Annotated in this window: 13 protein-coding genes and 1 pseudogene; 6 read left to right on the forward strand and 8 right to left on the reverse strand. The window is 73.3% G+C overall.

What is annotated here, in order from left to right:
• Positions 1–45: 45 nt before the first annotated feature.
• Positions 46–1,206, forward strand: coding sequence for an FAD-dependent monooxygenase (locus HHX33_RS07310; RefSeq protein WP_182873913.1), 1,161 nt, complete (start codon positions 46–48; stop codon positions 1,204–1,206).
• 28 nt (positions 1,207–1,234) lie between these two features.
• Here the strand turns inward: HHX33_RS07310 and HHX33_RS07315 are convergent, their stop codons facing one another.
• The 3 genes from HHX33_RS07315 to HHX33_RS07325 all read right to left on the reverse strand — a co-directional run bounded on the left by HHX33_RS07315 (position 1,235) and on the right by HHX33_RS07325 (position 3,716).
• Positions 1,235–2,128, reverse strand: coding sequence for a DMT family transporter (locus HHX33_RS07315; protein ID WP_182873914.1), 894 nt, complete (start codon positions 2,126–2,128; stop codon positions 1,235–1,237).
• A 179-nt stretch (positions 2,129–2,307) separates the two neighbouring features.
• Positions 2,308–3,231 (reverse strand): peptidase S1, encoded by a 924-nt coding sequence (locus tag HHX33_RS07320; protein WP_182873915.1) that lies wholly within the window; start codon positions 3,229–3,231, stop codon positions 2,308–2,310.
• A 128-nt stretch (positions 3,232–3,359) separates the two neighbouring features.
• A complete protein-coding gene (locus tag HHX33_RS07325) occupies positions 3,360–3,716 on the reverse strand; it encodes a VOC family protein (RefSeq protein WP_182873916.1) in 357 nt (118 codons plus the stop codon).
• Positions 3,717–3,842: 126 nt separating this feature from the next.
• Between HHX33_RS07325 and secA2 the strand changes: the two genes are divergently transcribed.
• Complete coding sequence (secA2, locus tag HHX33_RS07330) at positions 3,843–6,110, forward strand: accessory Sec system translocase SecA2 (RefSeq protein ID WP_310741259.1); 2,268 nt, start codon at positions 3,843–3,845, stop codon at positions 6,108–6,110.
• A 21-nt stretch (positions 6,111–6,131) separates the two neighbouring features.
• Here secA2 and HHX33_RS07335 read toward each other — a convergent pair whose 3' ends face one another.
• Positions 6,132–7,106, reverse strand: coding sequence for a hypothetical protein (locus HHX33_RS07335; RefSeq protein ID WP_396784335.1), 975 nt, complete (start codon positions 7,104–7,106; stop codon positions 6,132–6,134).
• Positions 7,107–7,688: 582 nt separating this feature from the next.
• Here HHX33_RS07335 and HHX33_RS07340 point away from each other — a divergent pair.
• Positions 7,689–8,573 carry a fructosamine kinase family protein gene (locus HHX33_RS07340; RefSeq protein WP_182873918.1) on the forward strand — a complete coding sequence of 295 codons (885 nt, stop codon included), beginning with the start codon at positions 7,689–7,691 and terminating at the stop codon, positions 8,571–8,573.
• Between the two features lie 59 nt (positions 8,574–8,632).
• On the opposite strand, the gene HHX33_RS07345 is transcribed toward HHX33_RS07340, so the two are convergent.
• Both HHX33_RS07345 and HHX33_RS07350 read right to left on the reverse strand, forming a co-directional pair.
• Positions 8,633–10,012 carry a lanthionine synthetase LanC family protein gene (locus HHX33_RS07345; protein ID WP_182873919.1) on the reverse strand — a complete coding sequence of 460 codons (1,380 nt, stop codon included), beginning with the start codon at positions 10,010–10,012 and terminating at the stop codon, positions 8,633–8,635.
• A gap of 95 nt (positions 10,013–10,107) precedes the next feature.
• Positions 10,108–10,512, reverse strand: a complete 405-nt coding sequence (locus tag HHX33_RS07350) for a VOC family protein (RefSeq protein WP_182873920.1) — start codon at positions 10,510–10,512, stop codon at positions 10,108–10,110.
• Positions 10,513–10,823: 311 nt separating this feature from the next.
• Between HHX33_RS07350 and HHX33_RS07355 the strand changes: the two genes are divergently transcribed.
• On the forward strand, positions 10,824–11,249 hold the full coding sequence (locus HHX33_RS07355) for a pyridoxamine 5'-phosphate oxidase family protein (RefSeq protein ID WP_182873921.1): 426 nt from the start codon (positions 10,824–10,826) through the stop codon (positions 11,247–11,249).
• 2 nt (positions 11,250–11,251) lie between these two features.
• A complete protein-coding gene (locus HHX33_RS07360; protein ID WP_182873922.1) occupies positions 11,252–12,256 on the forward strand; it encodes a zinc-dependent alcohol dehydrogenase family protein in 1,005 nt (334 codons plus the stop codon).
• Here HHX33_RS07360 and HHX33_RS07365 read toward each other — a convergent pair.
• Positions 12,243–12,908 (reverse strand): CBS domain-containing protein, encoded by a 666-nt coding sequence (locus tag HHX33_RS07365; RefSeq protein ID WP_182873923.1) that lies wholly within the window; start codon positions 12,906–12,908, stop codon positions 12,243–12,245. The two genes, HHX33_RS07360 and HHX33_RS07365, sit on opposite strands and share 14 nt — an antisense overlap.
• Before the next feature lie 135 nt (positions 12,909–13,043).
• Between HHX33_RS07365 and HHX33_RS07370 the strand changes: the two genes are divergently transcribed.
• Positions 13,044–14,702: an FAD-dependent oxidoreductase gene (locus HHX33_RS07370; RefSeq protein WP_117408485.1), complete on the forward strand. Its 1,659-nt coding sequence runs from the start codon at positions 13,044–13,046 to the stop codon at positions 14,700–14,702.
• Between the two features lie 17 nt (positions 14,703–14,719).
• Here the strand turns inward: HHX33_RS07370 and HHX33_RS07375 are convergent.
• A pseudogene (locus HHX33_RS07375) lies at positions 14,720–15,018 on the reverse strand (IS110 family transposase); the annotation flags it as partial.

Raw genomic sequence — 15,018 nt, forward strand, 5'->3', positions numbered from 1 at the left:
AGGCGTAGTAGCGTGTGACTACACCTGTAGTGAAGGAGGCCGGGCATGGCACACGCGGTGGTGGCCGGAGCGGGCATCGGCGGGCTGACGGCGGCGCTGGCCCTGGCGCGGAACGGCTGGCAGGTGACCGTGCTGGAACAGGCGGCCTCGATCGAGCCGGTCGGCGCGGGCCTCGCGGTCGCGCCCAACGCGCTGCGGGCCCTCGACATGATCGGCCTCGGGGACGAGGTCAGGAAGCTCTCGGCGATCCAGGGCGAGGCGGGCCTCCGGCGGCCGTCCGGCCGCTGGCTGTCGCGGACCACCGCCGAGGACGCCGCCGCGCGGTACGGCGACTCGATCGTGCTGCTCACCCGGTCGGCGCTGGTCGGCATCCTCGCCGCGCGCCTGCCGCGAGGCGCCCTGCGCCTGGGCACAAGGGCCGAGTCGGCCGACCCCCGGACGGGCCTGGTCACCCTCGCCACCCCGGCGGGCGGCACGGAGACGACTCAGGCCGATCTCGTCGTGGCGGCGGACGGCATCCGGTCGCGGACCCGCGCGGCGCTGTTCCCCGGCCGCCCTGAGCCCGGCTACGCGGGCGTGACGAGCTGGCGGGCGCTCGTCCCCTTCCCCGGACCGGTCGGCGCGTCGGAGACCTGGGGGGCGGGCCTGGTGTTCGGGGTGATGCCGCTGGCGGGCGGCCAGGTCTACTGCTACGCCACCGCGCCGGTCCCCGCCGGCCTGCGCGCGGAGAGCGAGAAGGACGAGCTGATCCGCCTGTTCGGCCGCTGGCACGACCCGATCCCCGCGCTGCTGGCCGCCGCCGAGCCCGGAGCGGTGCTGCGCCACGACATCTACTCCCTCGACACCCCGCTGCCCGCGCTCCACTCCGGGCGGATCGCGCTGCTGGGCGACGCGGCGCATCCCATGACGCCCAACCTCGGGCAGGGCGCCTGCCAGGCGATCGAGGACGCCGTCGTGCTCGCCCGGCACGTCTCACCGGGCGGCGGCCCCGCCCCGGACCTCACTGCGGGACTCGCCGCGTACAGCCGGGAGCGGCTGGCCCGTACGACGCCGATCGTGCGGCGGTCGCGGCTGGTCGGGCGGGTCAGCGGCTGGCGCGCCCCGCTGGCGGTCGCCCTGCGCGACGGCGCGCTGCGCGCGGCGGGCATGCTCGGGCCCGCCGTCGCGGTGCGCCAGTTCGACGACGTCTTCCGCTGGCCGGCCTGAGCGCCGCCAGCACCGGGCGGCCGAGGGGTCAGGCCGCCTCGGGCGTCGCCGCGTTCACCGGCTCCTCGCGCGGGCCGGGCTCGCCGCGTACGACAGCGGGTTTGGAGTGGTCGGGGGCCAGGCGGCCCAGGGTGACCGTCCCCGCGATCAGCAGGGCGGCGGCCAGCAGCGCGGGCACCACCTTGTCGGGCCCGGTGGGCAGCGACTCGCCCAGCAGCACGGCCCCGGCCGTCACCGACGTGAGGGGATCGACGACCTGGACTCCGGCGTAGGCGATCCCGAAGTAGCCGACGGCGTACGACTTCTGCAGCAGCACGATGGCGCAGACCAGCAGCACCGGGATGGCCAGGGTGAACCAGTGGAGCAGCCGTCCGAGGTCTCCGTTGAGCCCGCCGCCGACGACCCGGACGAACGTGGACACGGTCGCGGTCACCGCTCCGGCGCCGACCGACATCAGCAGCGCCTTGAGCGGCCCCCGCAGCAGGCGCGCGGCGGTGAAGGTGACGGCGGCGACCAGGGCGACGCAGCCGATCAGCGCGAGGGCGTTCGCGTCCGACAGCACGGGGGTCACGTTGTGCGCCGGGACCAGCAGCATCAGGCCGAGCAGACCCACCGCCACCGCGATCGACCCGGCGATCTCGGCCCGCCGCGGGCGCCTGCCGTGCAGCGTGGCGGCGAGCGGCACCGCGAAGACCAGCGTCGCCACGCTCACCGGCTGGACGACGACGAGCGGGGCCACGCTGAGCGCCACGGCGTGCAGGGACGCGCCGGCGAAGCCGATCACCCCGCCGATCAGCCAGCGGGGCCTGCGCACGAGCGCGAGCGTCGCCCCGTCGCGTACGGCTTCGAACTGCTGCAGCGCCGCGCCCAGCGCGTACCCGAGCGCCCCGACGAGGGCGATCGCCACTCCCGCCCAGATCATGGGCGCCGGCCGGGGTGCCGGGAGCCGGCGGTGTGTCCAGAAATCACCACGCAAGTTTAGGGGGAGTGGGTCCGCGCCACGGGAACCCGCGACTCTCAGGACCTTCCCGGGCCCACTCCCCACGTCCTCGAACACGCGGCTCCCGGGACCCGAGGATCCCGGGAACCCACGGCGTCCGATCAGTCGGTGCCGCTGGACAGGGCGATGCCGACGACCCCGGCGTTCTCGGTCACCCAGGCGTCGGACAGCCCGCCCTCCTTGACCAGGGCCTCTCCGGTGACCCTGAGCACGCCGATCCGCTTGCCCGCGAGCGCGAGTTCGAGGACGTCCGCGTTCTCGGTCACCCAGGTGGCCGACAGGCCCCCCTCCTTCACCAGCGCCGCGCCGCCGCCCCGGACGACCCCGATGCGGTCGCCGGCCAGGACGAGCTGCTTCACCGCCGTGTGCTCGGTCACCCAGGTGGCGGACAGCCCGCCCGCCTTGACCAGCGCGACGCCGTCCGCCCGGACCACGCCGATCCGGTCACCGGCCAGCGCGAGCTGCTTGACGCCGTTGTACTCCAGCACCCAGCTCGCCGACAGACCGCCCTCCTTCACCCAGGCCCTGCCGTCGGTCGTCAGCACCCCGATGCGGTCACCCGACAGCGCGAGCTGCTTGACGCCGTCGTGCTCCAGCACCCAGCTCGCCGACAGACCGCCCTCCTTCACCCAGGCCCTGCCGTCCCCCGTGATGACGCCGATCCGGTCGCCGGCCAGCGCGAGCTGCTTGACGCCGCCGTCGTGCTCCAGCACCCAGTTGGTGGACAGGCCCCCCTGCTTCACCCAGGCCCTGCCGTCCCCGGTGAGGACGCCGATCCGGTCACCCGCGAGCGCGATCTGGACGACCCCGTCGTGCTCCAGCACCCAGCTCGCCGACAGACCGCCCTCCTTGACCAGGGCGTCGCCGCCGACCTTGAGCACGCCGATCCGGGGCGGGGCGACGGCCGCCCGCGACAGCGCGCTCGCCGCGGTCGTCCCCGGTCCGGCCGGTAGCAGGCCCGCCGTGCAGGCGAGAGTCGCCGCGAGGAGAACCAGGCCGGGACGGGCCGCTGATCGAGTCGTCATGAATGCCTCCGCATCGCATCGGGCGGGCCCCCTGCCCGCGGGAATCGATCACGGAGAGACTAGATTCGATCACGCGATGTAATCACGCTTCTTGCATCGTCAGGAGAGTCGGCCACACTGTGCCCGATTCAGGACCTCTCCGGACAGACGCAGAAAAGGTGACCCTCCGGGTCGGCGAGCACGACCCAGTCGCCCGGCTGGAACTCCGGCTTGGTCGCCCCGAGCGCGACGTACTCCTCCACGGCCTTGGCCACGTCGGGCACCCGGAAGTCCAGGTGGAACTGCTTGTCCGCGCCGGGCCAGGACGGCGCCCTCCGCTCGGGCACCCGCTGGAAGTAGACGGTCGTCGTGTCGTCGCCGATGCCGGCGTACTCCTCTTCGGCATACTGCACCGGCAGCCCGGTGATCTGGGAGTAGAAGTCGGCGAGCCTCTTCGGCTCGGCGCAGTCGATGGTCACGGCGATGAGCTTCGCGATCGTTGTCATGCGGCCATGCTGCCGTCCGTACCTGTCAGGGAGTGTCAGGTACGCTCACCTGTCGCACCTCCCAGATAGTGGGACCATGAACCGGGCATGTGGAACCAGTCGGACCCAAGAGTCGTTGGAGCGGATGTGACGCGGGTAGGTCGATGGATCAGGCGGTTCCTGGAGAAGCCGGGAAGCGTCGATCTCGCCCCCTTCCAGCGGGTCGCGGCGGAGGCGGCCGGGCGTGCGGCCGAGGCCGGCCGGCGCGACGAGCTTCGCCCCGCCGTCGCCGACCCGGCCTGGGTCGGCACCGCCGACTTCTGCGCGGTGATGCGGGAGGCGGCCGTCCGAGCGCTCGGCCAACGGCCGTACGACGTGCAGCTCGCGGGCATGCTGGCGCTGCTGGAGGGCCACGTCGCGCAGATGGCCACCGGCGAGGGCAAGACGCTCGTCGGGGCCATGGCGGCCGCCGGGTACGCGCTGCGCGGCGCCCGGGTCCACGTGGTCTCGGTGAACGACTACCTCGCCCGCCGCGACGCCGAGTGGATGGGCCCGCTGTACGAGACGCTGGGCCTGACGGCCGGATGGATCGCCGAGACCTCCACGCCGGAGGAGCGCAGGAAGGCGTACGCGTGCGACGTCACGTACGCGGCGGTGAGCGAGCTCGGCTTCGACGTGCTGCGCGACCGGCTGTGCACCGACCCGGCCGAGCTGGTCGTGCCGGCCCCGGAGGTCGCGCTCGTCGACGAGGCCGACTCGGTGCTGGTGGACGAGGCCCGGGTGCCCCTGGTGCTGGCCGGCGCGGCCGACGCGGGGACGGCCCTCCCCGAGATGGCGGCCCTCGTACGGCGGCTGTCGCGCGGCTACCACTACACGATCGACGAGGAGGGCCGGGCCGTCTTCCTCACCCCCAAGGGCACCGACACGGTCGAGAAGGCCCTCGGCGTCGACCTCTACGAGCACCCCGGCGTGGTGACGCAGGTCAACCTCGCGCTGCACGCGCACACGCTGCTCACCCGGGACGTCGACTACATCGTCAGGGACGGCAAGGTCGAGCTCGTCAACACCTCGCGCGGCCGGGTCGCGGCGCTGCAGCGCTGGCCGGACGGGCTGCAGGCCGCCGTGGAGGCCAAGGAGCACCTGCAGGCGTCGGAGACGGGCGAGATCCTCGACTCGATCACCGTGCAGGGTCTCATCCACCGCTACCCCCGCGTGTGCGGCATGACCGGCACCGCCGTCGCCGTGGGCGAGCAGCTCCGCGAGTTCTACGACCTCTCCGTCGTGGTCGTCCCGCCCAACCGTCCCTGCGTACGGGTGGACGAGCCCGACCGGATCTTCGCGACCGTGGAGGACAAGGAGGGGGCGCTGCTGGACGAGATCGAGACCCGGCACGCCACCGGGCAGCCGATCCTCGTCGGCACGCTCGACGTCGCCGAGTCCGAGCGCCTGGCCGGGGCCCTTGAGGCCAGAGGGCTCGCCGCGACCGTCCTGAACGCGAAGAACGACGCCGAGGAGGCGCAGATCATCGCGCGGGCCGGACGGCGCGGGGCCCTCACGGTCTCCACCCAGATGGCCGGGCGCGGCACCGACATCCGGCTCGGCGCGGGCGGCCCCGGCGAGGAGGACGAGGTCGCCTCGCTCGGCGGGCTCTACGTCATCGGCACCGGCAGGCACGACAGCAGCAGGCTGGACGACCAGCTCCGGGGCCGGGCCGGGCGGCAGGGCGACCCGGGCGGTTCGGTGTTCTTCGTCAGCGGCCAGGACCCGCTCCTGACCGTCTACGCGCCGGACCAGTCGCTGCCGCCCGCCGACGCCGACGGCGCCGTACGGAAACCCGACGCGCACGCGCTCGTGGCGCACGCCCAGCGGGTGGCCGAGGGCGTGAACCTGGAGATCCACCGCAACACCTGGCGGTACACCCGGCTGCTGGAGCGGCAGCGGGCCGAGGTGCTCGAACAGCGCGACCGGGTGCTGAACGGCGACACCGGGGCACGGGCGCTGGAGTCGGCCTGCCCGGAGCGCTACCGCGAGCTGTGCGAGACGGCGGGCGAGGAGGCGGTCGAGCGGGCGGCCCGGCAGATCGTGCTGTACCACCTCGACCAGTGCTGGACCGAACACCTCGGCTTCCTGTCCGACCTGCGCGAGGGGATCCACCTGCGCGCGCTCGGGCGGCTCAACCCGCTGGACGAGTTCAACCGGGAGGCCGTCCCCGCCTACCGGGCGATGCTGGACGAGGTCGAACGGCGCTCCCGGGAGACCTTCGAGAAGGCCGACGTCACCCGCGATCTGGCGGACCAGGGCCTCAAGCGGCCCACGGCGACCTGGACCTATCTCGTGCAGGACAACCCGTTCGGCTCCGAGTGGGACCGGGTGTTCAACCGGGTGGCGGGAGCGCTGCGGGGCCGCAGGAGGTAGCCCCGCCTCTCCCGCGCGCCCCTACTGGGCCTCTTCGCCGCTCGGCCGGCGGGTGACCCGGCTGTGCACCGCCTTCGCGCCCACCGCGACGAGCGCGCACACCACGATCGCGGCGGAGACGGCGGGAGCCGCGTCGTCGCCGCCGGACGGGTCGCCGGTGGCGGACACGGGGGTGACGGCCTGCACCGACGCCGTACCGGTCGTGGCGGCAGGCGTGGTCCCGGCGCCGCCCGCCGGCGCAGCCGGGGACGCGCCGCCCGCCGCGTCCTGCCCGCCGGCGAAGGGGGCCATGGCCGCCGCGGCGGCCTGGGCCTGGTCGGCGGGAGCGGGAGAGGCCGGCGTGAGCGGCTGCGCCGGGGCCGCCTTCGCGGCCGCTTCGGGGGCCGCCTCGGCAGCCGGCGTGGAGGCGGTGGTCTGCGACTCCTCGGAGGGGGCGGGGGCCGCGGTCGGGCAGGGCGGCGGAGGCTCGGCCTGGTCCCGCACGCCGTACGCGCCGGTGGAGAACGGCTTGGGCGCGCCCGTCTTGCCGCGCCCCTTGCCCCATTCGGTGATCACGTATTTCACCGGGATGTGGCCGAGCCCGCCCGCGCCCTCGACGGTGAGCGAGTCGCTGTCCCAGGTGCCGCCGGTGAGCTCGGCGAACGTCTTGCCGTCGAGATCGAGCATGACCCCGCTGCTGGAGGGAACGCCGGGGCCGCGGTCGCCGACGAAGAACTCGGCCTTCTTGCCCTGGTAGATCACATAGCCCTTGGTGCCCATGGGCCAGCTCGGGCTGGCCGCCAGGCCCTTCTGCATCGGCTCGCCCGACGCGGGGGCTCCGGTGTCGCCGTTGACGCCCGATCCGTCGTCCCAGAAGTAGGACGCGGTCGTCTTGCCGGCGTAGAGCACCGTCCGGCCGTCGGCCGTGGGACAGCCGACCTCGGGAACGGCCGGAGTCTCGGCCGTCTCGGCGGCCTGTGCGGGGAGGGAGGCCGCCGCGAGGGAGAGGGGGGTCACGTGCTGCTCATGGGGGTCCGCGTAGCTGGAAATGGGGGATCTCCTGACTGGTCACGGTTGGGTAACCGGACACTAAACCAAGAAGACCCCAAATCTCGACATTGCGGACGAAAGTTTTACTTTCTGGACGAACACCCCATCGCGTGTCAAAGTCAGATGTGGACGCGCCATCCTCCCAGGGGGGCCGGAGCGGGAGGAGGGCACGCCACGTACGAGAGATCAGGACGTACGGACGATCAGGACGACAGAAGGCGGGTCCGCAGTCCCGTCCCGAACCCGGTCGGGGTCCCGTTGTAGTCGCTGATCAGGGACGGCCCGGTGGAGCACTCCGCGCCCCCGGACGCACATGAACTCGCCGCCCGACCGGTTGACCCCCATGACGCCGGACGAGGTGGTGACATTTTCACCTCGGCGGCAGGCCCGCCGCCGGGCGCTCCCCCACGACGCACGGCACCGTCCAGCGGCACGACTCGACAAGGCGAGCACACTCGACAGAAGCACACAGCCGGCACCGATGAGTGCGCCGCCGCCGGCTCGGCCCTGACATGCCATGACGCGCGGCCGGCAGACAGGAGCACACCCGTGACAGACACGACGTCCGTCCTGCTCGAACGCCTGCACACGGCCGGTCTGACCGACGTCGTCGCGGTCGAGCCGGCCGCTGGAGGCCTCGCCGCGATCGCGGGGCTCGCGCGCCGCGGTGACGGCACACCGGTGTTCGTCAAGGCGTTCGGCGAGCCGCCGTCGGACGACGCCTTCGCCGCGGAGGCCGAGGGGCTCACCGTGCTCCGCGAGACGGGCGGCGTCGCCACGCCCGAGATCATCCTGATGGACCGCGACCTGCTCGTGCTGTCCGTGCTACGGCCCCGGCCGGGCACCGGGGCCTTCTGGGAGCAGCTCGCACATGCGCTCGCCCACCTGCACACCACCACGCGGCACCCCCGATTCGGGTGGCACAGGGACAACTGGCTGGGCCGTCGCCGGCAGGTCAACACGTGGGACGACGACGGGTACGAGTTCTTCGCCCAGCACCGTCTGCTGCGCTGGCTCGGCGAGCATCGCGTCCGGGAGGCGCTCGACGTCGCGGACCGGGCGGCGCTGGAGCGGCTGTGCGACCGGCTGCCCGAGCTGCTGCCCGTGCGGCCCGCGTGCCTGACGCACGGCGACCTGTGGGCGCTGAACGTCATGGCCACCCCTGACGGGCGGCCCGCGCTGATCGACCCGGCCGTGTCGTACACGTGGGCCGAGGTCGACCTGGCCCACCTGTGGACGACGGCGCCGCCGCCCGAGGCGCACGTGTTCTTCGAGCTCTACGCCGAGCTGACCGGGCTCGACCGCGACTGGCGCGAACGGATGCCGATCCTCCAGCTACGCCAGCACCTGGCCGTGATCGCCCAGTTCGACCCCGACTGGGGCGCCGCCGATCTCGTGCGCGCCACGCTCGCCCCGTTCCGGCGACGGCCCTGAGACGAGCTCCGAAGACGACCTTCGAAGGACCTGTGGAGCCGGCCGCCAAGGGGCGCCGCTCAGGCGTCGCCCCCGCGCAGAACGGCGGCGGGGACCGGGATCGCCGGGAACGGGTTGTCCGGCAGGAGGATCAGACGGCGCGGGCCGCCCTGCGCCCCACCCCCCGCCGCGGCCGATGCGGCGTCCTCGGTGGCGGCCTCGGTGGCGGCCTCGGTGGCGGCGAGGTGCAGCAGCGCGGTCCCGATCCCCGCGGCGCCCACCATGTAGCCGGTGTCGGCGGTGAACTCCTCCGGCCGCAGCCGGCGGTACGCCTGGTACCAGCGGAAGCCGTCCTCCTCGTCCCCGGCCGCGCGTCCGATGAGATCGGCGGCGAGGGTGCGGGCGAAGGCGAGGTACGGCTCCCGCCCGGTGGCCGCGTACAGGCCGGTGAAAAGTTCCAGCAGCCCGGCCGTGCCGCAGCACAGGCAGGCCACGTCCCAGTGGCCGGGCGGGGCGTGCTCCGGCAGCCCGCTCTGCACGATCCCGTGGGCGAGGCGCTCCACCCAGTCCAGGTCGCCGGGATCGCCGGTGACGCGGTGCAGCTCGTGGAACATCCGGGCCACCCCGGCCGCGCCGGAGCAGAAGCCGAGGTAGTGGAGGCGGCGCCCCTGCGGCAGGTGGTGCGGGACGCGGGCGCACCTGTCGGTGACCACGCTGACCGTGCGGACGAAGTCGGCCCCCCGGCGGGCCGCCGCGAGGAACCGCGCGTCGCGGGTCACGCCGTGCAGCCGGGCGAGCAGGAACGCGGTGCCCGCCGTACCCGACAGGAACCCCGGCGTGACGGCGTCCACGGGCAGGTCGGGGCAGGCCTTTCCGCCGAAGCGGTGGCCGGGCACGGCGAGGGCCGCGATGCGCCCGCCCGCCTCGACGGCCACCTCCTCGTACGCCGACACCCCAAGGAGGCCCGAGGCGTGCAGCAGCGCGAGCACGATCCCCCCGTCGCCGCGCAGCGCCGGGTCCCCGGTCCAGCCGACGCCGTCGTCGAACCGGCGGACGTCGCGCACCAGGCCGTCGGCGGCGGCGCGGGCCGCCTCGTGGACCTCCTCGTCGCCGGTCGCCCAGCCGGTCTCGGCCATCGCGAAGAGCATCCCCGCCCGGCCGTGGTAGAAAGTCGGATCGCGCTGCTCCCGCCATGTCGCGGCGAGCCGCCGCGCCCCCGCGAGCGCGTCGTCCTGATACGTCTGGTCGCCGGTGGCGGCGGCGGCCTCCAGGAAGAACAGCACGACGCCGGCCGCCCCCGCGTACAGGGAGGAGGCGTTCCCCGCGCCGGCCGACCGGCCCCGGGGATCGGGATTGGCCAGCCAGTGCCGTCCGAGGGCGTCGTCGACGGCCGCCGACCTCACCCAGCGCGCGGCCATGACGGCGGCGGTGGTCGGCGTCTCACATGGCCAGGTACTCATCGCCCGATTCTCCCACGAATCCGGTAGGAAATTAAGGCTACCGTCTCCCAGTAGAAGCCTACGGCGAGGTGAGACCCGGATCACACTCATCCTGGTCAGGTGGGATGAGGGGTGAAGGATCGGGGATCGCGCCGCAGCGGATGTCCCTCGGGGATCTCGACGAGCACGATCGGCAGGCCGTCGGGGTCCTCGATCCACATCTCCACCAGGCCCCAGGGTTCCAGCCGGGGCGGGTGCGACACCCGCACCCCCGCGCCGGCCAGCCGTTCGTGCTCCCGCCGGACGTCGCGGACCTGGAGCCACAGCGCCGGGCTCTCCCGCGCGCCGCCGCCGTGCGAGGAGACCTCCAGGAATCCGGCCCCGAGGAAGAACACCACCCCGGGGTCCTCGGCCGGTCCGAACTCCCGGCTCACCGCCAGACCCAGGACGTCCCGGTAGAAGCGGCGGCTCGCGGCCCGGTCGGCGGAGCGCAGGAGCACACGGCCGCTCAGCACCTCCATCAGGGCCTCGCCGGGTGATCGGCGTGTGGTTGTCCGTACGGCCTCATCGCGGCGTCCTTCCCGTTGTGGTGATGACGGGGAGTCCTCCCCGTGGCGCTCCCCCGGCGGGAGTCACGTGACGGTCGTGCCCATCCGGGGCATGCGACTAAAGGAGGGATTACGGCAAACGACGGCCAAGGGAGGAGACGCGGCCAAGGGCCTTTCGTCCCCCGGAACGTGACGGACGGCGGTGCCGCCGCCGGCGCCGGGGACGGGACGCTGGTCGCGTGCCGAACGAGGCCGTAGGACCCGACTGTGAAGAAGAGGAACGCATGAGTGAGAACACCGCACCCGCCGGCCTGCCGCACCTGGAGAAGCTGGACCGCGACGACTGCCTGCGGCTGATCTCCCCGGGGGGCGTGGGCAGGATCGCCTTCACCCACCCCGGCGGCCCGGTGATCCTGCCGGTCAACTACACGGTGGAGCAGGGCGCGGTGCTGTTCCGCACGGCGCTCGGCGGCCCGATGGACGCCGACCTGCGCACGGGCGTCACCGGGGCCGACTTCATGGTCGCCTTCGAGGTCGACCGCATCGACGAGAGGACGCGGGAGGGCTGGAGCGTGCTCGTCCGCGGCGGGGCCCACCACGTGACCGGTGACGTGCACAAGGAGGTCGAGACGTGGGCGGGCGGCGAGCGCCCCCTCTACATCAGGATCGAGCCGGTCGAGATCAGCGGCCGGCGCATCCGGCACGGCTAGCCGTGGACGCCTGGGTCGTGGCCCGCCCGGGGCCGGTCGCGACGGGGCCCCTGGAACGGGCCGGACTGCCGGATCCCGTGCCCGGGCCGGGGGAACTGCTGATCCGCGTCGAGGTGTGCGCCGTCTGCCGCACCGACCTGCACCTCGCCGAGGGCGATCTCCCCCCGAGGCGGCCCCGTACGGTTCCCGGGCACGAGGTGGTGGGGCGGGTGGCGGCCCTCGGCCCGGACACGGCGGGGCCGCCGCCCGGTTCGCGGGTGGGCGTGGCGTGGCTGCGCTCGACCTGCGGCCGGTGCCGCTACTGCCTGCGGGGCGCGGAGAACCTGTGTCCCGCGTCCGCCTACACGGGCTGGGACGCCGACGGCGGCTACGCCGAACTGCTGACCGCCCCCGCCGCGTACGTCTACCCGTTGCCGGAGGACGCTCCGGCGGAGACGCTGGCGCCGCTGCTGTGCGCGGGGATCATCGGATACCGCGCGCTGGTCCGCGCCGATCTGCCGCCCGGCGGCCGGCTCGGGATCTACGGCTTCGGCGCCTCGGCGCACCTGACCGCGCAGATCGCGATCGCCGAGGGCGCGACCGTGCACGTGATGACGAGGTCGGCGGCGGCCCGGGAACTCGCGCTCCGGCTGGGCGCGGCCTCCGCCGGGGGCAGCGCCGACCCGCCGCCGGAGCCCCTGGACGCGGCCATCCTGTTCGCCCCGGTGGGCGACCTCGTGCCGGTCGCCCTCGCCGCGCTCGACCGGGGCGGGACGCTCGCGGTCGCCGGGATCCACCTGACCGACATCCCGGTGCTGAACTACCGGCGCCATCTGTTCCAGGAGCGCACGCTGCGCAGCGTCACGGCCAACACCCGCGCCGACGGCCGGGAGTTCCTCCGGCTGGCGTCCCTCCACCGCCCTCAGGTCACGACCACGCCCTACGCCTTCTCGGCCGCCGACCGGGCGCTGGCCGACCTCGCCGCCGACCGGGTGGAGGGAGCCGCCGTACTGATCATGGACGGGTGACGGGCGGGGTCATCTGGCCCAGGTCGTCGATCTCGAACGAGACGTCGGAGTCGACGTCCACCACGCCGTCCACCCGCCAGACGTCCTCCAGCAGCGCCCTGAGCTGGGAACGCCGCTCCACACTGCCCTCCAGGTAGACGATCCCGTCCTCGACCCGCAGTGAGCATCGTCCGGAGCAGGGCCCGATCACTTCGAGGACGTCGTCGCGGATGTCCTCGGCGGAGCGGCAGAACACCCTGATCAGGTCGGACTTGCGGACCAGCCCGGTGATGCGCCCGGTCTGCTCGTCCACCACCGGAAGATCCTTGATCCTGTTCCGGTGCATGAGCCAGGCCGCCTGCCGCACCGGGGTGTCCTCGGTGACCGTGATCGCGGGAGTGCTCATGAGATCACGCACCAGCCGGCCCGCCGCCTTCCTCCGCTCCCGGTGACGCGTGGGCCCCTCGAAGAGCAGGTCGCCCATCCGCCGGTCCATGTCCTTCAGCAGCAGATCGTCCTCGCTGACCATGCCGAGCACCCGCCGGTCGCCGTCCACGACGGGGACCGCTCCGACGTGGAACCGGCACATCGCGGTCACCACCTCGCCGAACGAGGCCTCCGCCTCGACCGCGACCACGAACCTGTTCATGACGTCCCGGACGGTCATGGGCATCGCATCTTCCTCCCCGTCCCTCCTCAGACTTCGTCATACCCATTGGTGCGGCGAGCGGCGAACGTCCCCCTGACATGGGACCTATGGCCCTTCGGGGATGAACCGGATCATGTTTATCGCCAGTACCTTGGAGAGGTGCAGAACGCCGCGATCCTCACCGTCGACGACGATCCCTCTGTCTCGCGTTCGGTGGCGCGCGACCTACGCCGCCGGTACGGCGACCGCTACCGCGTGATTAGGGCCGAATCCGGGTCCACCGCGCTGGAGGCGCTGCGGGAGATCAAGCTGCGCGGCGAGCAGGTCGCCGTGCTCCTGGCCGACTACCGGATGCCCGGAATGAACGGCATCGAGTTCCTCGAGGCCGCCATGGACGTCTTCCCGCTGGCCCGCCGTGTGCTGCTCACCGCGTACGCCGACACGGACGCGGCCATAAACGCGATCAACATCGTGGATCTCGACCACTACCTGCTCAAGCCGTGGAACCCGCCCGAGGAGAAGCTCTACCCGGTGCTGGACGCGCTGCTGGAGGCGTGGCTCGCCACCCCCGCCGTGACGATGCCGGAGACCAAGGTCGTCGGGCACCGCTGGTCGGCGCGATCGTTCGCGGTGCGCGACTTCCTGGCCCGCAACCTCGTGCCGTACCGCTGGATCCGGGCCGACGAGGCCGAGGGCGCCCGGCTGCTCGCCGCGGCCGGGCTGGCCGAGGCGGACGTGCCGGTCGTGATCACCACGGACGGCAAGGCCCTGGCCCGGCCCACGGAGACCGACCTCGCCGCGCACGTCGGCATGGCCACCACCCCCGCCTCCGACCTCTACGACCTCGCCGTGATCGGCGGGGGCCCGGCCGGGCTCGGCGCGGCGGTGTACGGCGCCTCCGAGGGCCTGCGGACCCTGCTGGTCGAGCAGCGGGCCACCGGCGGCCAGGCGGGGCAGAGCAGCCGGATCGAGAACTACCTGGGCTTCCCCGACGGCGTCTCGGGCGCCCAGCTCACCGACCGTGCCCGCAGGCAGGCCCAGAAGTTCAACGCCGAGATGCTCACCACCCGCGAGGTCGTCGGCCTCGAACGGCAGGACCCGGTCACGCTGCTGCGGTTCTCCGACGACACGGCCGTCGCGGCGCACACGGTCGTGCTGGCCACGGGCGTGTCGTACCGCCTCCTGAACGCGCCCGGCCTCGCCGATCTGACCGGCCGCGGCGTCTTCTACGGCTCGGCCGCCATCGAGGCCCCGAACTGCTCCGGCGAGGAGATCTACATCGTCGGCGGGGCCAACTCGGCGGGCCAGGGGGCGGTGTACTTCTCCCGCTTCGCCCGGAAGGTGCACATCCTCATCCGGGGCGACGACCTCACCCGGTCGATGTCGCGCTACCTGATCGACCAGATCGAGGGGATCGCGAACATCGAGGTCCACCCGAACACCGAGGTCGTGGGGGGCGAGGGACGCGACCACCTGGAGCGGCTGACCCTGTGCGACCGGCGGTCCGGCCGGGTCGCCACCGTGCCGACGTCGTGGCTCTTCGTCTTCATCGGCGCCGAGCCGCGCACCGACTGGCTCGGCGACGTGGTGGCCCGCGACGGGAACGGATACGTGCTGACCGGCTCCGACCTGCTCGCCGACGGAAGCCGCCCGGCCGGATGGGCGCCGTCCAGAGACCCCTACCACCTGGAGTCGAGCATGCCGGGCGTCTTCGCGGCCGGCGACGTGCGGGCCGGATCGGTCAAGCGCGTCGCCTCGGCCGTGGGCGAGGGCGCGATGGCGGTCTCGCTCGTCCACCGCTACCTGGAGGGCCGATGACACCCCCTGTGTCAACCTCAGGCCGCGATCTGGTCGATGAGGGCGGCAGCGGCGCCGTGTCTGCGTGGGTCGTACGGTGTGCCGTCGCGCCAGCATCGGTAGATCACGCGGATCCAGGCGCGGGCCAGGACACGCACCGCGTGTGGATGGTCCTTACCACTGGCCCGAGCCTCGGTGTAGATCTTCTTCGCCCACGGGCTGGCGTGCCGGCTGTTGTCGGCGAAGGTCGTCATCGCCTGGCGGAAGCGCTTGTTGCAGGCCCAGCGGAAGTGCACCGCGCGATGCTTGCCCGACTCCTTGGTGACGGGTGTGCACC

This window comes from Microbispora sp. H10670, from assembly GCF_014161385.1.
GTDB lineage: Bacteria > Actinomycetota > Actinomycetes > Streptosporangiales > Streptosporangiaceae > Microbispora > Microbispora triticiradicis.